Annotated in this window: 19 protein-coding genes and 1 pseudogene; 11 read left to right on the top strand and 9 right to left on the bottom strand. The window is 69.6% G+C overall.

The features are described 5' to 3' along the window. Positions 1-2 precede the first annotated feature (2 nt). Positions 3-671 carry a DUF5642 family protein gene (locus tag A5696_RS10645; protein WP_067877564.1) on the top strand — a complete coding sequence of 223 codons (669 nt, stop codon included), beginning with the start codon at positions 3-5 and terminating at the stop codon, positions 669-671. 27 nt (positions 672-698) lie between these two features. Further along, the gene (locus A5696_RS10640) at positions 699-1,352 is read left to right on the top strand and encodes a DUF5642 family protein (protein WP_067877561.1); all 654 of its coding nucleotides are present in this window, start codon (positions 699-701) and stop codon (positions 1,350-1,352) included. Here the strand turns inward: A5696_RS10640 and A5696_RS10635 are convergent, their stop codons facing one another. Further along, positions 1,353-1,958, bottom strand: coding sequence for an alpha-ketoglutarate-dependent dioxygenase AlkB (locus A5696_RS10635; protein ID WP_197516939.1), 606 nt, complete (start codon positions 1,956-1,958; stop codon positions 1,353-1,355). Positions 1,959-2,016: 58 nt separating this feature from the next. Here A5696_RS10635 and arcA point away from each other — a divergent pair, with 58 nt between their 5' ends. Then, positions 2,017-3,228 (top strand): arginine deiminase, encoded by a 1,212-nt coding sequence (gene arcA / locus A5696_RS10630; RefSeq protein WP_067877555.1) that lies wholly within the window; start codon positions 2,017-2,019, stop codon positions 3,226-3,228. A gap of 77 nt (positions 3,229-3,305) precedes the next feature. Here arcA and A5696_RS10625 read toward each other — a convergent pair whose 3' ends face one another. Beyond that, complete coding sequence (locus tag A5696_RS10625; RefSeq protein WP_067877552.1) at positions 3,306-4,871, bottom strand: dolichyl-phosphate-mannose--protein mannosyltransferase; 1,566 nt, start codon at positions 4,869-4,871, stop codon at positions 3,306-3,308. A 25-nt stretch (positions 4,872-4,896) separates the two neighbouring features. Here A5696_RS10625 and rsmI point away from each other — a divergent pair. Beyond that, a pseudogene (rsmI, locus tag A5696_RS10620) lies at positions 4,897-5,795 on the top strand (16S rRNA (cytidine(1402)-2'-O)-methyltransferase). Here rsmI and A5696_RS10615 read toward each other — a convergent pair. The 4 genes from A5696_RS10615 to A5696_RS10600 all read right to left on the bottom strand — a co-directional run bounded on the left by A5696_RS10615 (position 5,747) and on the right by A5696_RS10600 (position 10,223). Then, entirely contained in the window at positions 5,747-6,709 is a 963-nt protein-coding gene (locus tag A5696_RS10615; protein WP_082956673.1) for a hypothetical protein, read from the bottom strand. The pseudogene rsmI and the gene A5696_RS10615 overlap by 49 nt on opposite strands. 146 nt (positions 6,710-6,855) lie before the next feature. Next, complete coding sequence (locus tag A5696_RS10610; protein ID WP_067877543.1) at positions 6,856-8,109, bottom strand: aminodeoxychorismate synthase component I; 1,254 nt, start codon at positions 8,107-8,109, stop codon at positions 6,856-6,858. Positions 8,110-8,127: 18 nt separating this feature from the next. Continuing rightward, complete coding sequence (locus A5696_RS10605) at positions 8,128-9,030, bottom strand: RNA polymerase sigma-70 factor (RefSeq protein WP_067877540.1); 903 nt, start codon at positions 9,028-9,030, stop codon at positions 8,128-8,130. Then, positions 9,027-10,223: an NAD(P)/FAD-dependent oxidoreductase gene (locus tag A5696_RS10600; RefSeq protein ID WP_067877537.1), complete on the bottom strand. Its 1,197-nt coding sequence runs from the start codon at positions 10,221-10,223 to the stop codon at positions 9,027-9,029. The genes A5696_RS10605 and A5696_RS10600 overlap by 4 nt, the downstream gene beginning before the upstream one ends. A 363-nt stretch (positions 10,224-10,586) precedes the next feature. Between A5696_RS10600 and A5696_RS10595 the strand changes: the two genes are divergently transcribed. Together A5696_RS10595 and A5696_RS10590 are read left to right on the top strand one after the other, a co-directional pair. Then, positions 10,587-12,452: a bifunctional diguanylate cyclase/phosphodiesterase gene (locus tag A5696_RS10595; RefSeq protein ID WP_067877534.1), complete on the top strand. Its 1,866-nt coding sequence runs from the start codon at positions 10,587-10,589 to the stop codon at positions 12,450-12,452. Between the two features lie 5 nt (positions 12,453-12,457). Then, on the top strand, positions 12,458-14,146 hold the full coding sequence (locus A5696_RS10590; protein ID WP_067877532.1) for a hypothetical protein: 1,689 nt from the start codon (positions 12,458-12,460) through the stop codon (positions 14,144-14,146). Between the two features lie 49 nt (positions 14,147-14,195). Here the strand turns inward: A5696_RS10590 and A5696_RS10585 are convergent, their stop codons facing one another. Continuing rightward, positions 14,196-15,437 carry a class I SAM-dependent methyltransferase gene (locus tag A5696_RS10585; protein ID WP_067877528.1) on the bottom strand — a complete coding sequence of 414 codons (1,242 nt, stop codon included), beginning with the start codon at positions 15,435-15,437 and terminating at the stop codon, positions 14,196-14,198. Positions 15,438-15,942: 505 nt separating this feature from the next. On the opposite strand from A5696_RS10585, the gene A5696_RS10580 reads away from it, so the two are divergent. Continuing rightward, the gene (locus A5696_RS10580; protein WP_067877525.1) at positions 15,943-16,620 is read left to right on the top strand and encodes a TetR/AcrR family transcriptional regulator; all 678 of its coding nucleotides are present in this window, start codon (positions 15,943-15,945) and stop codon (positions 16,618-16,620) included. A gap of 129 nt (positions 16,621-16,749) precedes the next feature. Beyond that, positions 16,750-17,478, top strand: a complete 729-nt coding sequence (locus tag A5696_RS10575) for a TetR/AcrR family transcriptional regulator (RefSeq protein ID WP_067877522.1) — start codon at positions 16,750-16,752, stop codon at positions 17,476-17,478. 98 nt (positions 17,479-17,576) lie between these two features. Here A5696_RS10575 and A5696_RS10570 read toward each other — a convergent pair whose 3' ends face one another. Together A5696_RS10570 and metG are read right to left on the bottom strand one after the other, a co-directional pair. Next, entirely contained in the window at positions 17,577-17,939 is a 363-nt protein-coding gene (locus A5696_RS10570) for a PAS domain-containing protein (RefSeq protein WP_067877519.1), read from the bottom strand. Between the two features lie 138 nt (positions 17,940-18,077). Further along, positions 18,078-19,637, bottom strand: coding sequence for a methionine--tRNA ligase (metG, locus tag A5696_RS10565; protein ID WP_067877516.1), 1,560 nt, complete (start codon positions 19,635-19,637; stop codon positions 18,078-18,080). 32 nt (positions 19,638-19,669) lie between these two features. On the opposite strand from metG, the gene A5696_RS10560 reads away from it, so the two are divergent. From A5696_RS10560 to rsmA, 3 genes are all read left to right on the top strand, one after another. Next, a complete protein-coding gene (locus tag A5696_RS10560) occupies positions 19,670-20,521 on the top strand; it encodes a TatD family hydrolase (RefSeq protein WP_067877513.1) in 852 nt (283 codons plus the stop codon). A 174-nt stretch (positions 20,522-20,695) separates the two neighbouring features. Then, on the top strand, positions 20,696-21,823 hold the full coding sequence (locus A5696_RS10555) for a resuscitation-promoting factor (protein WP_067877510.1): 1,128 nt from the start codon (positions 20,696-20,698) through the stop codon (positions 21,821-21,823). After that, entirely contained in the window at positions 21,787-22,734 is a 948-nt protein-coding gene (gene rsmA / locus A5696_RS10550; RefSeq protein ID WP_067877872.1) for a 16S rRNA (adenine(1518)-N(6)/adenine(1519)-N(6))-dimethyltransferase RsmA, read from the top strand. Before A5696_RS10555 ends, rsmA begins: the two co-directional genes overlap by 37 nt. Positions 22,735-22,740 lie beyond the last annotated feature (6 nt).

Here is a 22,740-nt window from a genome sequence, read left to right as displayed (position 1 = left end):
GCATGCGTCCGTTGGCAATTGGCGTCATCGCGGTGCTGCTGGCCGCATGCGCGCAGTCGCCCGTGTCCACGCCGCCGAAGCCTGCAACGACGACCACCCGCGACACCGCGGTCAATCCCGCCAACATCAAGCGGGTCGTGCGCGAGCTGCCGCCCGGCTACGAGGTGGCCACCGGCGTCCCCGGCGCGGCCTCCCCGCGGGTGATCTGGAGCCTGGGGGCCGACGCGCGGACCCGTCCGCCGCAATGCGTTGCGCTCGCCGACCCCGGCGGCGGGCGCGACCAAAGCGCACAGGGCTTCTCCGCCTCGGGCGCCGGCGGCATCGTCGACACGGTCGTGGTGACTTTGCCCGGCCCGGTTGACCTCGACCCGGGCATCGTGGCGGCGTGCGCGCGGTGGACCATGAGCGACGGGCACACCACGGCCGACGTCGGCCTCGTCGACGCCCCGCACATCGACCACGCCGAAACCCTCGGCATGGTGGCCGACACCAGGTCATCCGTCGAGTCGGGCACCGAAATCGATTCGCGCACATACACCTTCATCGCCTACCTGGGCAACTATTACGCCTTCACCACACTGACCACGGACCCGGGTTCGGCGCTGCCCGCGTTGCCGCCCCAATTCGCCGCCGATCTGCTCGTCAAAACGGTGTCCACATTGCGCGGCTGAGCGCCGGCGTTGGGTAGATTGGCCACGGTGTCCAAGGTGTTGCTCGCGGCCGCATCCGTCTGCGTGCTCGCCGGCTGCTCATCGGGTGGTGATCCGGCTGTCAAGGCCGACATCGGCAAGGTGGCCGAAGTCAAGTCGAGCTTCGGGCCCGAGTACAAGGTCACCGACATCTCCGAACGGGCGATCGACCCCAAGCTGCTTTCGGCCCGCAAGCTGCCCGAAGGCCTGACCTTCGATCCGGCGAGCTGCGCGAAAGTTGCGGTGGGGCCGGACATGCCGCCGGACCTGCAGGGCAACATGGCCGCCGTGTCCGCGGAGGGTAACGGGAACAGGTTCGTCGTCATCGCCATCGAGACCTCAAAGGCCCTGCCGTTCAACGATCCCGGGAAAGACTGCGCAAAGGTCGCGTTCGCCGGCAGCGGGGTGCGGGGCGGCCTCGAGGTGATCGACGCGCCGCACATCGACGGGGCCCACACCACGGGCGTGCACCGGGTGCTGCAGGCGGTGGTGTCCGGGGCTGCCCGCACCGGGGAGCTGTATGACTACTCGGCTCAATTCGGCGATTACCAGGTGATCGTCATCGCCAACCCGCTGGTCATACCGGACCAGCCGGTGGCCAAGATCGACACCCAGCGCGCCCGCGACCTTCTCGTCAAGGCCGTGGCCGCGGTCCGCGGCTAGCTAGCGCACGTCGCGGGGACGGAACTGGATGCTCACCCTCGGCCCCGTCGGAGCCGACGTCTTGGGCACCGCATGCTCCCAGGTGCGCTGGCACGAACCGCCCATCACCAGCAGGTCGCCGTGCGCCTGCGGCAGCCGCAGCGACGGGCCCCCGAGATTCCGGTCGCGCCGGCGCATCGCGAAGGTGCGCGTCGCGCCGAGGCTGACGATGGCCACCATGGTGTCTTGCGAGCTGCTGCGACCGATGGTGTCGCCATGCCAGGCGACGCTGTCGGAGCCGTCGCGGTAGCAACACAATCCGACGGTGGTGAAGGGCTCGCCCAGCTCGCCCGCGTAGATGTCGTTGAGCCGGCGCCGCAGCCGTCCCAGCAGCGGGTGCGGAGGGTCCTCGACGGTCAGGTCGTGAAAGCTGACCAGCCGCGGCACGTCGACCACCCGGTCGTACATCTGGCGGCGCTCGGCGCGCCACGGCACCGTCGACAGCAGTTCGACGAGCAGGCCGTCGGCATCGGTCAACCAGCCGGCGCGGATCTCGATGAAGGCGCCGTCACCGAGCTCCCTGCGCTCGGTGTGCTCGAACAGCGAGCCCTGTACCGCGATGCCCACGGCCCCCAGTTTATCGCACACCCGTTCGATCGAGCGGGGACCGGCTACCGTTTCCTGCGTGGCCGTTGTCGAGCTGGGCACCAATTCCGAGGTGGGCGCGCTGCGGGTCGTCATCCTGCACCGCCCCGGCGGCGAGCTGCTGCGCCTCAACCCGCGCAACAACGACCAGCTGCTGTTCGACGGGCTGCCGTGGGTGGCGCGGGCACAGGAGGAGCACGACCAGTTCGCGGACCTGCTGCGTTCGCGCGGCGTCGAGGTGCTGCTGCTGTCCGACCTGCTCACCGAGGCCCTCAGCCACAGCGGGGCCGCCCGGATGCAGGGCGTTGCCGCCGCGGTGGACGCGCGTCGGCTCGGAGTACCCCTGGCCCAACGGCTTTCGGCCTACCTGCGGGGCCTGGATCCGGTGCGGTTGGCCACCGTGCTGATGGGCGGGATGACGTTCAACGAGTTGCCGGCGGATACCCGCGCCGACGTCTCGCTGGTCCTTCGGATGCACCACGGGGCGGACTTCGTCATCGACCCGCTGCCCAACCTGGTGTTCACCCGCGACTCGGCGATCTGGATCGGCCCGCGCGTGGTGATCCCGACCCTGGCGCTGCCGGCCCGCGTTCGCGAGGCCTCGCTGAGCGATCTGATCTACGCGCATCACCCGCGGTTCACCGGGGTGCGGCGCGCCTACGAGTCGCGCACCGCTCCCGTCGAGGGCGGCGACGTGCTGCTGCTCGCCCCCGGTGTGGTCGCCGTCGGGGTGGGTGAGCGGACCACGCCGGCCGGGGCGGAAGCGTTGGCGCGCAGCCTGTTTGACGACGACCTCGCGAACACGGTGCTGGCGGTGCCGATCGCGCAGCGGCGCGCGCAGATGCACCTGGACACGGTGTGCACGATGGTCGACACCGACACGGTGCTGATGTACGCCAACATCATCGACGCGCTGTCGGCGTTCACGATCCAGCCGACGCCCGGCGGCATCACCATCAGCGACGAGACGCCGTTCTTGGAGGCCGCCGCCAGGGCGATGGGGATCGACAAGCTGCGGGTGATCGACACCGGGCTGGATCCGCTTGTCGCCGAACGCGAGCAGTGGGACGACGGCAACAACACGTTGGCCCTGGCGCCCGGCGTGGTGGTCGCCTACGAACGCAACGCGCAGACCAACGCCCGGCTGCGGGACGCGGGCATCGAGGTGCTCACCATTGCGGGGTCGGAATTGGGCACCGGCCGCGGCGGGCCGCGGTGCATGTCCTGCCCCGTCGCGCGGGATCCGTTGTAGCGCAGTACCGCGACCAGACGCAAAAGCCCCCTAAACCGCGGCGTTTTGGGGGCTTTTGCGTCTGCTCGGCGTGATGGTCAGCGCCAGCTGGGCAGCCAGATCTCCATGTTCCAGGTCTGCTGGGAGAGGGGCAGGCCGGTGAGTACCGGGAACAGCCAGGCGAAGTTGGTGACGACCAACGCCACGTAGCACGAGACCGCGATGAGCCCGAGCGTGCGCCTCTCGGGATTCTGCCGGCGCGCGTAGAGAATGTCGCCGCAGATCAGCGCGAGGCCCATGGCCAGAAACGGCGCCATCGTCGACGCGTAGAAGAAGTACATCTGCCGGTCGATGTCGGCGAACCAGGGCAGCCACCCCGCGCAATAACCGGTCAGCACGGCCGCGTAGCGCCAGTCGCGGCGAATCATCATGCGCCACAGGGCGTACAGCAGCACCGGAACGGAGAGCCACCACATCGCGGGGGTGCCCACGAGCATCTCCGCCTTGACGCACGACTGCGGCCCGCAGCCGGGCACGTTCTGCTGGTCGATCGCATACAGCACCGGCCGCAACGACATCGGCCAGCTCCACGGTTTGGATTCCCAGGGGTGGTAGTTGCCGGCGGAGTTCGTCAGGCCCGCGTGAAACTGGAAGGCCTTGGCGGTGTAGTGCCACAGGGACCGGATCGCGTCGGGCATGGGAACGACGGAGTGCGGGCCGATCGACAGGCCCACCTCGTGGCGGTCTATCGCGGTCTCGGAAGCGAACCACGGCGCGTAGCTGGCCAGGTAGACCCCGAACGGGATGAGCGCCAACGCATACGCCGTGGGGATCAGGTCGCGTCGAAGCGTACCCAGCCACGGCCTGGTCACCTGGTACTGGCGGCGCGCCGCCACGTCGAACGCCAGCGACATCGCGCCGAAGAACACCACGAAGTACAGGCCGGACCACTTTGTCCCGCAAGCCAATCCGAGCATGAGGCCGGCCAGGAAACGCCACCAGCGCACACCCAGCCGCGGGCCCCACAGGGTCTCGGCGCTGCGGCCCTCCGACAGGGCGACGTGCAGCCGCAGGCGCACCTGATCGCGGTCGACGATGAGCGCGCCGAACGCCGCGACCACGAAGAACGTCAGGATGCCGTCGAGCAGGGCGGTGCGCGCGGTGACGAAGCTGACGCCGTCGCAGATGACCAGCACGCCGGCGATCGCGCCGACCAGCGTCGAGCGGCTGATCCGCCGGACGATCCGCATGACCAGCACCACCATGACGACGCCGAGTAGGGCGCCGGCGAACCGCCAGCCGACGCCGTTGTAACCGAAGAGCGCCTCGCCGATCGCGATGAGCTGCTTGCCCACCGGGGGGTGGACCACCAGCCCGAACCCGGGGTTGTCCTCCACCCCGTGGTTGTGCAGCACCTGCCAGGCCTGCGGCGCGTAGTGCTTCTCGTCGAAGACGGGGGTGCCGGCGTCGGTCGGCGAGCCCAGGTTGAGGAACCGGGTGACCGTCGCCAGCAGGGTGACCACGCCGGTCACGACCCAGCCGCGGATGGTGTCGGCCGGCCCGAAGTCCGCGACCGGGGCCAGCGGCCCCGGGCTGACCACGGGGACGACGCGCTCGTCCCGGTTTTCAAAGACGACGGGGCTTTCGCGGGGCGGGGCGGACATCGGTGTCGATCGTAGGCTGTCGGTCATGACTCCTGGCCGACTATTGCTGGCCGCGACGCCCCTGGGCCGGCCGGCGGACGCCTCGCCGCGCCTGATCGACGCCCTGGCCCGCGCCGACGTGGTGGCCGCCGAGGACACCCGGCGGGTGCGGGTCTTGGCCAAGGCGCTCGACGTCGCCATCACCGGCCGCCTGGTCAGCCTCTACGACCGGGTGGAGGCCGCGCGGGTACCCGGCCTCGTCGACGCGATGAAGTCCGGCGCGACCGTGCTCCTGGTCAGCGACGCCGGAATGCCGTTGATCAGCGACCCCGGCTACCGGCTGGTCGCGGCCTGCGTCGACGCCGGGGTCCCGCTGACCTGCCTCCCCGGGCCGTCGGCCGTGACGACCGCGCTCGCCGTCTCCGGCCTGCCGTCGGAACGGTTCTGCTTCGAGGGATTCGCTCCGCGCAAGAAGGCGGCACGCCGAAGCTGGTTCGCCTCGCTGGCCGACGAGCGGCGCACCTGCGTGTTCTTCGAATCCCCGCGCCGGCTGGCCGCCTGCCTGCGCGACGCCGCGGACGAGCTCGGCGGCGAGCGCCGCGCGGTGGTGTGCCGGGAACTGACCAAGGTGCACGAGGAAGTGGTGCGCGGGTCGCTCGGCGAGCTGGCGGCGTGGGCCGACGACGGGGTGCTCGGCGAGATCACCGTCGTGCTCGCCGGCGCGACGCCGCGCGCCGACCTGCAATCCCTGGTGGACGAGGTGGAGCGGCTCGTCGCCGGAGGGGTGCGCGTCAAGGACGCCTGCAGCGAGGTGGCCGTCGGGCACCCGGACGTGCGTACGCGACTGCTCTACGACGCGGTCCTGCAATCACGCCGCGAGTGAGCGGTCGGCCGGCTCAGGGCGTGCAGGCCTTCAGGACGCCGATCCCCGGCGTGCACACCTGAGGGTGCGGCAGCGGCGGGAGTGGGGGCAGCGGCGGAGGCGGCGGCAGGGCCGGCAGCGGGGGCGGCCCCGCGGGGAGCGGCGGCAACGCCGGAAGTGGCGGTGGAGCGGCCGGCAGGGCGGGCAGGGCCGCGGGGACCGCGGGCAATGCCGGCAGCGGGGGCGCCGCGGGGAGCGGCGGTGCCGCCGGGAGGGCCACGGCCGGGAGGCCGGCCGGAATGGCCGCCGCCGCTGCCGGGAGGGCAGCCGCGACGGGCAGCACCCCCGGGATGGCCGGGAGACCCACCCCCGGAACGCCCAAACTGAAGTTGGCCGGCAGCAGGCCGGCGTTCTTGAGGTAGACCAGCGCGATGGCGGCGGTGCTCAGGCTGGCCACGGCGCTGCTTCCGATGCCGACGACGCTGCCGCCCACGCCCACGACACCCTGGACCACCGACAGGGCCACAGCCGCGTCGTTGGGTATCGCAGCGGCGGCGGGCAGCCCGGCCAGGGCGGGCAGCACGAGGTTGGCGTCGGGCAGGCCGGACAGGTCGGGCGCCCCGGGCACGGCCAGGCCGGCCCCCGGAACGCCCACGCCGGCGCTCGGTGCGCCGCCGATGCCGGCTCCCGGCGAGCTCACCCCCGGCACCGCGGCCGCGGCCGCGGGCCCGCCGGGCTGGGGTGGACCACCGGGCGCGATCACGTTGCTGGCCTCGGAGAACGGTGTTGTCGGGCCGCCGGCCGACGCGGCGGGACCCGGTCCCGACGGCTTCGGCGTCTCGGGCATGAGAACCGACGCCACCTTCTCGCATACGGCCCCGCCCGGGCCGCACGTCCCCGAGGCGGGCAGCGGCGCGCTGACCGAGGTCAGGGGCGTCACCGCCAGGGTCCCGCCCATCAGGGCGGACGCTGCGGCGCCCAGAACGGCAATTCTCATGACGGCCCCCTCAAGCTGTCTACGCGCGATCGGCGCGCGTCAATCCCTGAAGCTTAGGCAAACGTGACGCGTGGCGTGGGGCATTATCCGAAATTCACGGCGGCGGCGCTGATGTTTCACCTAACCGATCTCTGCTGGCCCACCTGCTAACCAACGGACGCCGCGGCCGCCACGCGGGGCGGCCCGACGATCGGCGCGGCTTTGTGCAGGCACTCCTGCCATTCGGCGTCGGGATCGGAGTCGGCGGTGATCCCGCCGCCGACTCCCAGTACAGCGCTGCCGCGGGCGTCGAACTCGACGGTCCGGATCGCGACGTTCAGCTCACAGCCGGCGACCGGCGAAGCCAAACCGATTGTGCCGCAATATATTCCGCGGCGACTGTGTTCCCATTGTGAAATCAGTTGCCGGGCACGGTGTTTCGGGGTTCCGGTGACCGAGGCAGGCGGGAAGGCGGCGTCCAGCAGCGCCGACGTCGGGAGTTCGACGGGGACCTGCGCGGCCACCGTGGAAACCAGGTGCCACACGCCGGGGGCGCGCCGGACGACCAGCAGCTCGGGCACGGTGACGGTGCCGACGAGCGCGACCCGGCCGAGGTCGTTGCGGACCAGGTCGACGATCATGATGTTTTCCGCGACCTCTTTGGCCGAGGCCCGCAACGCCGACGGCCAGGCGTCCAGCGGCAGCGTGCCCTTGATCGGGCTCGACGTCACGGCCGATCCGCGGCGCCGCAGGAAAAGCTCCGGGGACAGCGACGCCACCGCGCCCCACGCGCCCGCGACGTAGGCCGCCCGGGCCGGGGCGGTTCGCGCGACGCCGTCGGTGAAGAAGTCCAGCGGGGCGCCGGTGACCGTGCCGGTGAAATGCGTGCACACGCAGGCCTGATACACCTCGCCGGCGCGGATGGCCGCCAGGCAGGACAGGACGCCGCCGCGATGCGTTTCCCGGTCGGCGGCGCCCCAGTGGATCCGGCAGGCGCGCGCCGGCGCCGGCGCGGCCGTCAGCGCGGCGGTCAGCCAGTCGGGCATGGGCGCACCGGACAGGCTTTCGTACCACCACATCCCGTCGCGATCGCGGCGCAGGACGCAGTCGGTCCAGCCGCCCGCGGCCTCGGGGATCCGGTTCCCCTTCCCGTCGGCGCCGGGATCGGGGTAGGACAGGTAACCGACCCAGCCGCCGCCCACCGCCGCCGAGTCGCGCGCCGACGGGCACTGCGGGACGGCGAAGGCGTCGCCCGCGGGCACCGGCCGCGCCGACAGGCTGGGTGCGATCAGCGCCAGCGACCCGAACCACTCGCCGGTCAGCGCGGCCGGCGGCGGCAAGCCGAGCCGCGCGGTGGCGGCACCCACGGCGCGCAGCACGCGGGGCGCGGCGCCCAGGTCGCCAAGCCGGTCGATTCGCACCGCCCTAGCTTGACAGAGTTAACCGCGGCTGATGTCGCGGGCGCTGGCGAGGGCGGCCAGCTTGTGCGGGTTGCGCATCACGTAGAAGTTGGTGATCTTGCCGTCGGCGATCTCGAGCGTGATCAGCCCTTCCAGCTGTTCGCCGAGGTAGAGCAGCACCGCCGGGGCGCTGTTGCAGGTGACCATGGCGACGCGCGCCCCCGCCATGGCCGCGGCCCGGCGCATCAACCCGGCGATGGCCCGGGCCACCCGGTCGGCGCCGACGACCGGCCTGCGCGCGGCGCTGACGATGCCCCCGCTGTCGGCCGTCCAGGTGGCGTCGGGCGCGAGCATCGCCATCAGCGCCTCCACGTCGCCGGTGGCCGCCGCGGACAGGAACTGGGCGGTGATCTCGGCGTTGCGCTCGGGATCCGCCGCGTCGAACCGCTTGCGTCGCGCCCGCACGTGTTCGCGGGCGCGGTGGGCGACCTGGCGGACGGTCGGCGCCGGTTTGCCGACCGCCTCGGCGATCTCGCCGTAGTCGAAACCGAACACCTCGCGCAGCACGAACACCGCGCGTTCGTCGGGGCTCAGGGTTTCCAGCAGAACCAGCATCGCCATCGAAACCGATTCCGCCAGAACGACATCCGCCGAGGGATCCTGGTCGTCGAGCAGCAGCGGCTCGGGCAGCCAGGGCCCCACGTACTCCTCGCGGCGGCGGGCGTCGGCGCGCAGCGCGTTGAGCGCCTGCCGGGTGACCAGCTGGGCCAGGTAGGACTTGGTGTCGCGCACGGCCGACAGGTCCACGGCCGCCCAGCGCAGGTAGCTGTCCTGCAGCACGTCGTCGGCCTCGGTCGCCGAGCCGAGGATCTCGTAGGCGATGGTGAACAGCAGCGGCCGCAGCAACGTGAACCGGTCGGCGTGCTCGGACGAGCGGGTCACCGCGGTCCCCGCAGCCCGACCCGCTCGTCGGCCGGGGATTGCGCGGGCCGCGCGCCCCCCTTGAGCCAGAAGTACGAGCCCGGCTTGGCGGCCTCGCGCCGGATCGCCCACAGCGTGGCCTTGCACACGGTCTCCTTGACCGACGCCGCGATGCGCCCGCCGACGTACAGGTCCACCGGGGTGTCGTCCTTGCGGGCGAGCTGAATGGTGGCGTGCGAGCGCCCCACGCTGATGCACTGGCCCGTGAACGCCTGGTTCAGCAACGCCGGGGTCTCTCCGGCGATGCGGCTGAGCACGGTGTTGGCGGCCTGGACGCCCAACGGTCCGGCGGCCTGGCAGCTCATCCGCAGCGGCCGGCCCGACGGGGCGGCCGCGTCGCCGGCGGCGACGATACGGCCGTCGTCGATGCTGGTCAGCGTCTCATCGGTGAGCAGCCGGCCCACCGCGTCGGTGCTCAGCCCGCTGCGCGCCGCCAGGTCCGGCACGGTGAACCCGGCCGTCCACACCGTCGCGGCGCTGGGCAGCGCGGCGCCGTTGGTGAGCACCACCGCGTCCGGGCGCACCTCGGCGGCCGCGGCGGATTCGAGCACGTCGACCTCGAGGCCGCGCAGTTGCCTGGCCACCGAACGCCGACCCCGCCCGCTCAGCGACGGGCCCAGGACACCGCCGCAGACCAGGGTCACCGGGCGGCCCAGCTCGGCCAGCTCGGAGGCCGTCTCGATTCCGGTCAGCCCGCCGCCTACGACCGTGATCGGCGCGCTCAGCGGCAGGTCGGCGAGCGTGTGGTGCAGCCGCTGCGCGCTCTCCAGGTCGGCGACCGAGTGCGCGAACTCGGCCGCGCCGGGCACGGTCGGCGGCATCGCGCCGGTGCTCCCGACGGCGTAGACGAGGTAGTCATAGTCCAGTTCGGCGCCCGAGCCCAGCACCACGCGCCGGTCGGCGGGCTCGATGCGATCGACGGCGTCGACGATCAGCCCGATGCCCTCGCCCAGCAGGCTGTCGTAGTCGGCGATCGCGACGCCGGTGTCGGCGATCAGCTGGTGCAGGCGGATCCGCTCCACGAAGACCGGACGCGGGTTGATCAGGGTCACGTCGACGTCGGTGCGCTGCCGCAGACGATTGGCGGCCAGGGTTCCGGAGTATCCGCCGCCGACGACGACGACGTGGGTCTTCTGGGTGGCCTGTTCGGTCATGTCTGTCTCCTACCTCTCACGGGATTGTTGCCCTTGAGACACCGGAGCCCGGCCGGGCGTGACAGCCGCGGTGCGACTGTGAGCTGTCTCACTTGTCGGGCCCGAAGACGACCCCGAAGACGACCCCGAAGAGGACGTTGTCGGCGCGGGCGTGAGCGAGCCACCGCTGCCGGGCGCGACAGGCATCCGCGGTGTCCACCGTTCCCGTCGGGACCAGGCGTTACCGGGTCCGGGCCGGGTCGCACATGGTACGCTTCGCACCACTTCGTGACCCCGGACCGAACACTGACACCGCGAAATTTCCCGTGATTAGGCCCCGGATTGGCCAAGCCCAGCCGGGGCCCGTGCCCATCGGAGGAGTCCTTGCCGCGCAGCCTGGATCTCGTCGTGACTTCGGTGGCGACGCAGCTGATGGAGGCCACGGGATCGACCGCGACCCGGGTGAGTGAAAGGGTGCTTGCGCAGCTCGTCGAGCAGTTCGATCTGGACGCCAGCTTCCTGCGCCACCACGACCACGACATCCGTGCCTCGGTGTTGGTGGCGGAGTGGCCGCCGCGCACCGACATTCCGGACCCCGACCCGATGGCCGTCGTCCACTTCACCAGCGCCGACCCGGTGCTCGCCCAGTGCGAGCACGGGCGGAAGCCGGTCGTGATCCGCCCGGAGCAGAACAACCGCGCGTTGGGCCGCCGGGCGGGCGGGGCCAAGCAGGCGGCCTCGCCGTCGGTGGCCGCCGCCCCGCTGGTGTCGGGTGAGACCACCACCGGGGTGCTCGGGTTCGTCAAGAACGGCGCCCGGAAGTGGAAGCAAGAAGAGATCAACACGCTGGAGGCGGTCGCCGCGCTGTTCGCGCAGCTGCAGGCCCGCATCGCCGCCGAAGAGAAGCTGCGCTACCTGGCCGAGCACGACGATCTGACCGGCCTGTACAACCGGCGCGCGCTGGTCGCGCACCTGACCGAACGGCTCGCGCCGGGAAGCCCGGGCCCCGTCGCGGTTTTGTACCTCGACCTGGACCGGCTCAAGCCGATCAACGACTACCTCGGTCACACCGCGGGCGACTGGTTCATCCGTGTTTTCGCGCAACGCATTCGGGTGTGCGCGGGAAGCGAGGCCATGATCGCCCGGCTGGGCGGTGACGAGTTCGTCGTCATCCCCGACCAGCCGACGTCGACGGGGACCGCGGAGGCGTTCGCCCGCCGGCTCGCTTCCATGCTGTGCGAGCGCCTGGCTTTCGGCGGGCACATGATCACCCGCACGGTGAGCATCGGCCTGGCCGTCGGCATGCCGGGGCGGGACAACTGCAGCGATCTGTTGCGGCGGGCCGACGAGGCCGTGTTGACCGCCAAGCGCGCGGGCGGCAACCAGGTCGCGCTGTCCACCGACGACATGTCGCTGAAAAGCGCCTTCCGCAATGACATCGAGCTGCACCTGCAGGGCGACATCGACAGCGAAGCGCTGCTGCTCCACTATCTGCCCGAGGTCGACCTGTGGACCGGCGCGATAGTGGCCGCCGAGGCGCTGGTCCGCTGGCGACACCCGATCTGGGGCCTGCTGTTGCCGGATTCGTTCATCGGGGTGGCCGAATCGACCAATCTGGCAGGGGAATTGGGCCGGTGGGTGATGCGCAGCGCCTGCGCCGAATTCGCCCGGTGGCGGGCCAATGGCGTTGGCCAGAGCGCGGTCCTGCGCATCAACGTGTCGCCCGTCCAGCTCATCACGCGCGGCTTCGTGCGCAGCGTCGCCGACACCATCGAGGAGTTCGGTATCGACGCGGGATCGGTCTGTCTGGAGATCACCGAGCGGGCCGTGGTCCACGACATCGAAACCACCCGCAAGACCCTGCACGAGCTCAAGGATGTGGGGGTCCAGATCGCCATCGACGACTTCGGCACCGGCTATGCGGTTCTGTCGCACCTGAAGTCACTCCCGGTCGACATGCTCAAGATCGACACCGGGTTCGTCCGCGACTTGGGCACCAACGCCGGCGACCTGGCGATCGTTCGGGCGATCATCGGATTGGCCGAGGCGTTCGGCCTGCAACTGGTCGCCGAGGGGGTCGAGACACCCGCCGCCGCACTGACTTTGATGCAGCACGGATGCCACCGCGCGCAGGGCTTCCTGCTCTCGCGGCCCGTCCCGGGCAACGCGATGGAGGCACTGCTGTCCGCGCGCTGGATGCCGATGCCGTTTCTTGCCGACCGCGAGGCGCTGTCGTTAGGCGCGATTTAGCGCCGATGTTTCGTTCGTCGAACAAGAGGGGTCGAAGGGCCCTCGTCGCAGTCATCGCGTGCGCGGCGCAGGTGCTGAGCGGATGCGGCGGCCACCCCAACCCGGGGCCGCTGTCCGCGATGGTCTTTCCGGCCATCCCGCCCACCGTTCAGGAGATCGCCAACCCGTTGCGCGGCCAGTACGAGGATCTGCTGAGTCCGCTGTTCCCCCAAGGCAATCCGGCGCAGCAGCGGTACCCGGCGTGGCCGGCCTCCTATGACGCCAGCCTGCGCATCTCGTGGCGGCAGCTGCAGCCCATCGATCCGCGAACCCTGCCGCCCGACGCCCCCGACGATCGCAAGTTCGACTTCAGCGCGATCGACGACGCGCTGACGAAGCTGCAGGACCGCAACATGCGGCTGACCCTGGGCGTGTATGCCTACAACTCGTGTTGCAACGATTCCTACCCCGACAACACCAACATCGCGATTCCCGACTGGATGAGGGCGGCGGCCACCCCCTATCCCGCGCCGCCGAACGGCCCGGCGCCCGGGGTGACGCAGGTGGTGCCGCGCTGGAACGACCCCAATTACCTGAGCGCGTTTGCCCAGCTGCTCGCCGCGCTGGGTCGCCGCTACGACGGCGACGAACGCCTGTCCGTGTTCGAGTTCTCCGGTTACGGGGACTTCGGCGAGAACCACATCGCCTATCTGCGTGACGTTTTGGGTGCGCCCGGTCCCGCGCCCGATGAGAGCAAGGCGATGCTGGGCTATTACAGTCAGTTCCGCGATCAGAGCATCACGACCGACTCGATTCGCCAACTGGTCGCGGCGAACGTCAACGCGTTCCCGCACACGCAATTGGTGGTCACCCCGCAGAATCCCGAGATCGTGCGCGAGCTGCTGGCCGACGACGTGACCAAGAAACTGTCGGCGCCGGTGGGCATCCGCTCGGATTGCCTTGGCGTGCAAGCGCCGTTGCCCGGGTGGGCCGAATCGAGCGACTCGCAATACGTACGGGACAACGACGCCGTCGTCAACGCCGTCAAGCAGCGGATGGCGTCGGCGCCGGTGATCAGCGAGTGGTGCCGGTTGCCCAACGGAACCGACCCGCGGTCTTACTACGAGAAGGGCCTGCGCGACGTCGTCAGGTACCACGTGTCGATGACGTCGAGCGTCAACTTCCCGGACCGTGAGTCCAGGGCGGCGATGGACCCCAACCTGTTGTTGCTGTGGGCCCAGGCCAATACCTCGGCGGGCTACCGGTATTCGGTCGAGGGGCGGCCGGGCTCCCAATCGATACAGGGCAAGGTGGCGACCATCTCGGTCGCCTGGACCAACTACGGCTCGGCGGTCGCCACCGAGCAGTGGGCGCCCGGCTACCGGCTGGTGGACTTCTCCGGGGCGGTGGTTCGCAGCCTGCGGGCGACAGTCAACCTCAAGACGCTGGTGAGCGACGACACCAGCTCCGCACGCGAGGAGGCCGTTCCGGCTTCGTCGACCGAGACGGTGCGCGTCGATCTGACGGGCCTGGCGCCGGGCCACTACACCCTGCGCGCGTCCGTGGACTGGCAGCAGCACAAGCCGGGCGCGTCGCACGTGGTGAACTACGCCCCCATGGCGTTGGCCCGCGACGGCCGCGACGGCGCCGGGCTGTATCCGATTGCCACGCTGGACATCCCGAGGGACTCGGCGGTGTCAGCGAACGGTCAGTGACTTCGGTGACCTGTCAGCCGGGGGCCGGACCGCGCTACACGCGCGGCCCTCAGGGCTGCACGCCGCCGCTTAGCGCGTCGTGCAGCGCCGGAAGCGGAAAGACGAGTCGGCCGCCCCATTCGGCGAGGTAACCGAGCTGATCGGTCAGTTCGGTCTCGAGGTTCCACGGCAACGCCAGCACCACGTCTGGGCGGTCCTGGGCGATGCGCTCCACCGGGTATATCGGGATTCGGGTTCCCGGCGTGAAGCGACCGTGCTTGTAGGGGTTGCGGTCGACGGTGTATTCGAGGAGGTCGGTGCGGATCCCGCAGTAGTTGAGGAGGGTGTTGCCCTTGCTCGGCGCACCATAGCCGACAACGCGCTTGCCCTCGGCGCGGCACTGCAACAAGAAGCGCAGCAGCTCGTGCCGGATGGCTTCGGTCCGGGGACGCAGTCGCAGATAGCCGTCGACCTGGTGTAGTCCGGCCGCCTCCTCGGCGCGCATCACCTGATCCACCCGGTCGGTCGGCCGTCCGGCAATGTCCGCCGAGCGTGCCCAGATGCGTATGGACCCACCGTGGGTGGGCAGGAGCTCTACGTCGACCACGGCCAACCCGACGGTGGCCAATACGCAGATCGCCGAAAACAACGTGTAGTACTGGAAGTGCTCGTGGTAAATCGTGTCGAACTGCCCCAGCCGCACCAGGTTCAGCGCGTGGTGCACCTCGATGCTCAGCCAGCCGTCGTCATCCATCAATCTCCGCAGGGAACGGGTGAAGCCACGTACATCGGGTGTGTGCGCGTAAACATTGTTCGCGACAACCAAATCGGCCGGTCCGTATTCGTTGCGAATCTCGGCCGCGAGCTCCTCATTCAGGAAAGCCGATAACGTCGGGACATTCCGCTCGCGAGCGGCGGCCCCGACGTTGTCCGACGGTTCGATGCCCAGGCATGGCACGCCCGCCGCGACGACGTGTCGAAGCAGGTAGCCGTCATTGCTGCCGACCTCGATGACGCGCGAGTGCGGTCCGAGCCCGAGTCGTCCGATGGCCTCGTCGACGAAGTGCTTGGCGTGCTGCACCCGACTGTCCGAATAGGAAGCGAAGTAGGCGTATTCGGTGAACGTGTCCTCGGGCGTGATCGCTGCCGGTATCTGCAGCAGCAGGCAGTCCTCACACAACCGCAGGTGTAGCGGAAACGTCAGCTCCGGGCGATCGAGGTCGCGGGCGGCCAGGAACGTCTCACAACGTGGAGTGGCGCCGAGGTCCAGGACGCTGACCAGGCTGTCCGAGTCACATAACCGACAGAGCATCTGACTCCCCATTCTCTGCGCGGCGGTGTGGTCCCTCCGCGCGGTCCGCGTCTGCGATGCGGGTCGGCTGCTGCGGCCGTCGCGCACTGTCGTGAAGCAAATCGCCGAGCCGCCCGCACCCGCGGCGCTCGTCGGGGGAGGGGTCACCAGGTGCCGCCGGGCCGCAGGGGTGGCGAACAGACCTCGGACCAGGACAAACTATTAGCCACAGGACCCCTCCCAATCCATACTATTGGTCTCGGACATTCGCTAATTATGCACCGAAAGTATTTGCAAGTCCATCATCTCAATCCGGAGCGTTGAACCCCGCAGGGGGACGACCGGCTGCTAGCCTCAGAGGCGGTTGAGTGCTCGCTCGAGAACCGAGTTTGTGCCCTGCTCAGGAAGGCATCGCCAACATGAACACGATCGATCCGGCCCGTGACACAGGTCCCTGAACGATACTTCGCGTTTCTTTTCGGGAAGCGCGATCAAGCCGCGCTTCAGGGCTGAGTTCGCGGTTCCGATGACCACCCACTCGACCGACGGACGCGCCGACGCGACGCGGCGACAGATTTTGCGCGCCGCCTCGCACCAGTTTGCTCGACGGGCCTACCACGATGTCGGCCTCGACGACATCCTCGCCGATGCGGAACTGACCAAAGGCGCAATGTACTTCCATTTCCGGTCCAAGCACGCGTTGGCCGTGGCCATTATCGAACGGCAGACCGCCGTCGGCACGGTCGCGGTGGACGATCTGCTCAGTCGCGGACTGTCGGGCTTGGAGACCCTCATCGACTTCTCCTATCTGATCGCCGTCGCGGATATCCAAACCGACGGCGTGCGGGCCGGGCTCAACCTGCTCGAGTCGGTCGGTCGGTCGGAAGGGCTGCAGAAGCGACTTCTGGAGGAATGGGCCAAGGCCCTGTCCGGAGTCGTCGAGCAGGCCATCGCGGAGGGCGACATCGACCAGCACTGTGATCCCCAGGATCTGGGGCGCCTGATGGTCTCCCTGCACATGGGGCTGCGGCAGACGAGCAGTCTCGAAGAGCCGGAACGTTTCCTGCAGGACTTGGAGAAGTGCTGGCTTCTGTTGCTGACCGGCATCTTGCAGGCGGGTCGGATCGACTACTTCCGCCAGTTCCTGAGGCGACGCGCGGCGCTGGCGATCACGGCCAGCTCGACGGGACCGGATTCCGACTAGTGCGCGAATCGCGCGGCGGGACCGCGTGGCGGCGGCTGTTACGCTTACCTGCCTGGCCGGAAGATTTGTGAACACATCGAGATCCGGGACCCCAAGCACAATCGATGGAACTCCGGAGGTGTAGACGCAATGGCGCGCCAGGTTCGGTCGGAAGCCACCCGCCGAAGAATCCTCGACGCCGCGATCGACGTATTCGGCGAGGTCGGCTACGCGGCGGCCGGCTGGAACACGATCATCGAGCGGACGGGGATGACCAAGGGGGCCCTCTACCACCACTTCGACTCGAAGGAATCGCTGGCATCCGCCATCATCGAGGAGGGCTCGGAGACAATACTCGCCGCGTTCCGCAACGTCTGCGGCTCGTCATCGCCGGCGCTCGAAAACATGATTCACGGCACGTTCACGATCGCGAACGCGCTCACCTCTGACAAAACGGCCGGCTCGGCTGAGCAATTGACGGCTGCCTTGAGCGGTTTCAACGAAGCGGCCACGCACTTCTGCACGAACCTGATTGAGCTGATGGCCGCCCAGGCTCGCAGGGCGAGCGCCGAAGGCGACCTGCGACCGGATCTCGATGCCGAAGCGGTCAGCGAGTCGATCATCGGCGCCATGTTCGGAACGCGCCTGCTGTTCCACGCGATCGCGGCCAAGGGTGTCGCGGCGCGCGGTGAAGACCGGGCCGTCGCCGATCGCCTGGCCGGCCCCCCGACCCGATTCTGGGAACTCATCCTCGCCGGCATCGTCACGGAGGCGTCGCTTCCTTACTTCCGTGAATTTCTTGCGCGCGAGGCCCTCCGCCACGGCCGCCCGTCCGAACCGCCATCCGCCGGCGCCGCTTCGGTGCCGGAGGTCGGCTAGGCGAGACGGGCCGATATCGCGATCGGGAAGGTTCGCCCGAGACGCCCTCACGCCAGGTATCCAATTGCGCCGCAGCGCCGCCTGACCGGCGGCCAACTCTAATGCTCGTGCACCCACAATTGCTCGGTCAGATCCTGGAAGGCCGCAAGGGCGAACTGATCGTCCGCCCGCATGAGTGCCGACCTGCTCATCAAAGCTCGCACGACCGAACCGTCTTTGTGCGCCAATTTGACGACCATGTTCGCGAGGGCATGAACGACCGGAAGCAGCGATTCCGACCCCGAGGCTTCATAGAAAATCTCCTGAAACCGCAGGGACAGAACCTCTTCCGGCGTGCGGCCCACCATCTCGGCGAACGCGCTGTTGGTGAACAGGATGCTGCCGTCATGCGCGACGGCGAGCACCGGAATAGGCACTCTCTCCAGGACGACCAACGCGGGCAACTCCTGCAACGCAGTCATCGGCGATTGACCGTGTTGCGGGTTTCGTCGTCGCTCCACACGCCGATTATGGACTACGAAATGGGGCCATTCAGGTGCCCCTTTCCCACACCCTCACGATTCCCGCTCAACGGGTTTGCTGGACGACTCCGCTACCGGTCACTCGCTGTCGGAAGAGGGCGGCGGCTGGTACCGCGGGAACACGCCGGCCGGCGCCGGTAACGCGGTGCTCGGAACCAGTCGCGCGCCGATCGCCGCGAAAGCGCGTCGGTCGTGGTCCTGCCCGAGCAGATCCAGCAGCCTTCCGGCCGAGTCCGGCATGACGGGCTGCACCAGCAGCGCCGCGATGCGCACGGCCTCGCAGGTGGTGTAGAGCACGGCGCGAAACCTGGCCTGATCGGCCTCGGATTCGCTCTTGCGCAGGACCCACGGCTGCTGGGCGGAGAAGTACCTGTTCGCCTCCCCGAGCATCAGCCAGATCGCCTCGAGCGCCAGGTGCATCGCTTGGGCGTCGAAGTTGGCGCGCACGCGCTCGAGCAGGCCGTCGGCGGCCGCCAGCAGCTCACGGTCGGCGGCGCTCAATTCGCCCGGGTCGGGCACCACGCCGCCCAGATTCTTGGCCACCATCGACAGCGACCGCTGCGCCAGGTTGCCCAGCTCGTTGGCCAGGTCGGTGTTGATGCGGGTGATGATCGCCTCTTCGCTGTAGCTGCCGTCCTGGCCGAACGGCACCTCGCGCAACAGGAAGTAGCGCACCTGATCCAGCCCGAAGGTCTCGACCAGGGCGTCCGGGGCGACGCTGTTGCCCACCGACTTGCTCATCTTCTCGCCGCGGTTGAGCAAAAACCCGTGCGCAAAAACCCGGCGCGGCAGCTCGATTCCCGCCGACATCAAAAACGCGGGCCAGTAGACGGTGTGGAACCGGATGATGTCCTTGCCGATCATGTGCAGGTCCGCGGGCCAGTAGCGGCGGAACAGCTCGGAGTCGGTGTCGGGGTAGCCCACGCCGGTCAGGTAGTTGGTCAGCGCGTCGACCCAGACGTACATGACGTGGTCGGGGTGCTCGGGCACCTGCACCCCCCAGTCGAAGGACGTCCGCGAGATCGACAGGTCGCGCAGGCCGCCGGAGACGAAGCTGACCACCTCGTTGCGCCGCACCTCGGGGGCGATGAAGTCGGGGTTCGCCTCGTAATGGGCCAGCAGCTTGTCCGCGTACGCCGAGAGCCGGAAGAAATAGGTCTGCTCCTCGGTCCAGGTCACCGGCGTGCCGGTCTCGACGGCGATCCGGGTCCCGCCCACCACTTCGGTTTCCGATTCGACGAAGAAGCGCTCGTCGCGCACCGAGTACCACCCTTTGTAGGCGTCGAGGTAGATGTCGCCCGCGGCGACCATCCGTCGCCAGATCTCCTTGGACGCCTCGTGGTGGTCGGGGTCGGTGGTGCGGATGAACCGGTCGAAGGAGATGTTGAGCCGCTCCTGCAGGCGCTCGAAGACGTCGGAGTTGCGGCGGGCCAGGTCGGCGGTGGGCAGCCCCTCGGCCGCCGCGGCCTGGGCGACCTTGAGGCCGTGCTCGTCGGTGCCGGTCAGGAACCGCACGTCGAAACCGTCGAGCCGCTTGAACCGCGCGATCGCGTCGGTGGCGATGTACTCGTACGCGTGCCCCAGGTGCGGCGCGGCGTTGGGGTACGTGATCGCGGTGGTGACGTAGTAGGGCCTCATCGAGACTCACCCTATTGGGTGGCCCCTATTGTGTGGCGGTGAGCTCCAACCGCTCTGGTGCACGAGAAGCGCCGCCGGCGCCCGAGCCGCTGGCGCCCTTGGTCGACGCGCACACCCATCTCGACGCGTGCGGGGCGCGGGACGCCGACGGCGTGCGGGCCATCGTCGACCGCGCGGCGGCCGTCGGGGTGGGCGCGGTGGTCACCATCGCCGACGACCTGGACTCGGCGCGCTGGGTGGCGCGGGCCGCCGACTGGGATCCGCGGGTGTACGCCGCCGTGGCGCTGCACCCGACCCGCGCGAACGCGCTCGACGACGGCGCCCGCGCCGAGATCGAGCGACTGGTCGCCCATCCGCGGGTGGTGGCCGTCGGCGAAACCGGAATGGACCTGTACTGGCCCGGCCGCCTGGACGGCTGCGCGGAGCCCGCCGCGCAGCGGGAGGCGTTCGCCTGGCACATCGAGCTGGCCAAGCGGTGCGGGAAACCGCTGATGATCCACAACCGGGACGCCGACGCCGCGGTCCTCGACGTGCTGGCCGCCGAGGGCGCCCCGGACGCCGTGATCTTCCACTGCTTTTCGTCGGACGCGGCGATGGCCCGCCGCTGCGTGGACGCCGGATGGTTGCTCAGCCTGTCGGGGACAGTGAGCTTCCGCAACGCCCGCGCGCTGCGCGACGCCGTGCCGCTGATACCGCTGGAACAGCTTTTGGTGGAAACCGACGCGCCATTTCTGACCCCGCATCCCTATCGCGGGTCAGCGAACGAGCCGTACTGCCTTCCTTATACTGTGCGGGCGATCGCTGAACTGCTGGATCGTCGCCCCGAAGACGTGGCGCGAATGACGACCAGCAATGCTCGCCGGGTGTATGGGCTGGCCTCGTGACCTGCGTGCCCGACGGGTGATTTGGCTGACAATGCTGCGCCGGAGTTGCCCAACATTGGCCGGTTCGTTACCGTCTTGTGATCGTACGGTGGGGGCCTGATGGCCCCGCTGTCGTTTTTGTGATTTTCCTGCTGAGTGGTTCGTGACTTGTTGCTGAGGTCGGGGTAGCACGCGTTGACTGTATTGACAAAACTTCATCAAAATTCATCACCCACATTGCGCCTCCTGGTCGGGGCGCTGCTGTTGACCTTGGGATGCGCCGGTGGGCTCGCGGTGTCCGCGTCCAAGACGGTGACGCTGACGGTCGACGGCGTCGCGATGCGGGTGACGACAATGAAGTCGCGGGTGATCGACATCGTCCGGGAGAACGGCTACAACGTCGACGAGCGCGACGACCTGTACCCGGCCGCCGATGTGCAGGTCCACGACGCCGCCGACATCGTCCTGCGGCGCAGTCGGCCCCTGCAGATTTCGCTGGACGGCCGCGACGCCAGGCAGGTGTGGACGACGGCGTCGACCGTCGACGAGGCGCTGGCGCAGCTCGCCATGACCGACACCGCCCCGGCGGCCGCCTCGCGCGGCAGCCGGGTGCCGCTGGCGGGGATGACGCTGCCGGTCGTCAGCGCCAAGACGGTGCAGATCAACGACGGGGGCGCGGTCCGCACCGTGCACCTGCCGGCGCCCAACGTGGCGGGGCTGTTGAACGCCGCCGGCGCGCCGCTGCTGGAGAGCGACCAGGTGACACCCGGCGCCGCCTCGCCGATCGTCGACGGGATGCAGATCCAGGTGACCCGCAACCGGATTCAGCGGATCACCGAGCGGATTCCGCTGCAGCCGCCGGCGCGCCGGATCGAGGACCCTGGGATGAACGTCAGCCGCCAGGTCGTCGAGGACCCGGGCAGCCCGGGTATGCAGGACGTGACGTTCGCGGTGGCCACGGTCAACGGCGTCGAGACGGGGCGGCTGCCGGTCGCCAACACGGTGATCACCCCGGCCCGTGAGGCGGTGGTGCGCGTGGGCACCAAGCCCGGCACCGATGTGCCCCCGGTGAGCAACGGGTCGGTCTGGGACGCCATCGCGGGCTGCGAGGCCGGCGGCAACTGGGCGATCAACACCGGCAACGGGTATTACGGGGGTGTGCAGTTCGACCAGGGCACGTGGGAGCGCAACGGCGGGCTTCGGTTCGCCCCGCGCGCCGACCTCGCCACCCGCGAAGAGCAGATCGCCATCGCCGAGGTGACCCGGCAACGCCAGGGCTGGGGCGCCTGGCCGGTGTGCAGCGGAAGAGCTGGTGCAAGCTGACCATCCGGCTCCTCGGGCGTACCGAGATCAGGCGGCTGGCCAAAGAACTGGAATTTCGGCCACGGAAGTCACTGGGGCAGAACTTCGTCCACGACGCCAACACGGTGCGCCGGGTGGTTGCGGCGTCCGGCATCGGCCGGTCCGACCACGTCCTCGAGGTCGGTCCCGGCCTCGGTTCGCTGACGCTGGCGCTGCTGGACCGGGGCGCCACCGTCACCGCCGTGGAGATCGACCCGGTGCTGGCCGGCCGGCTGCCGCAGACGGTCGCCGAGCATTCGCACAGTGAGGCCCAGCGGCTGACGGTCCTCAACCGCGACGTGTTGACCCTGCGCCGCGCCGAGGTGTCCGGCGAACCCACCGCCCTGGTCGCCAACCTGCCCTACAACGTGGCGGTTCCGGCGTTGCTGCATCTGCTCGCCGAATTCCCGTCCATTCGTGTCCTCACGGTGATGGTGCAGGCCGAGGTGGCAGAGCGGCTCGCCGCCGAGCCGGGCGGCAAGGACTACGGCGTGCCCAGCGTGAAGATCCGGTTCTTCGGGCGGGTGCGTCGGTGCGGCATGGTGTCGCCGACCGTCTTCTGGCCGATTCCGCGCGTCTATTCCGGTTTGGTTCGCATCGACCGGTATCCGACCTCGCCGTGGCCGACCGACGAGGCGTTCCGGCGGCGGGTGTTCGAGCTGGTGGACATCGCGTTCGCCCAGCGGCGCAAGACGTCGCGCAACGCGTTCGCCGAGTGGGCGGGCTCGGGCAACGAATCGGCGAATCGGTTGCTGGCCGCCAGCATCGACCCGGCCCGTCGCGGCGAGACCCTGTCGATCGACGACTTCGTGCGGTTGTTGCGGCGGTCCGGCGACGCACACGGCCCCGATGACACGCTGCCGCACGTCCCGGGCCATGCTTCGGCGAGCTGACCGGGC

The organism is Mycobacterium sp. E2699 (genome assembly GCF_001666745.1).
Classification (GTDB): Bacteria; Actinomycetota; Actinomycetes; order Mycobacteriales; family Mycobacteriaceae; genus Mycobacterium.
This window is presented reverse-complemented; position numbering and strand designations above follow the sequence as displayed.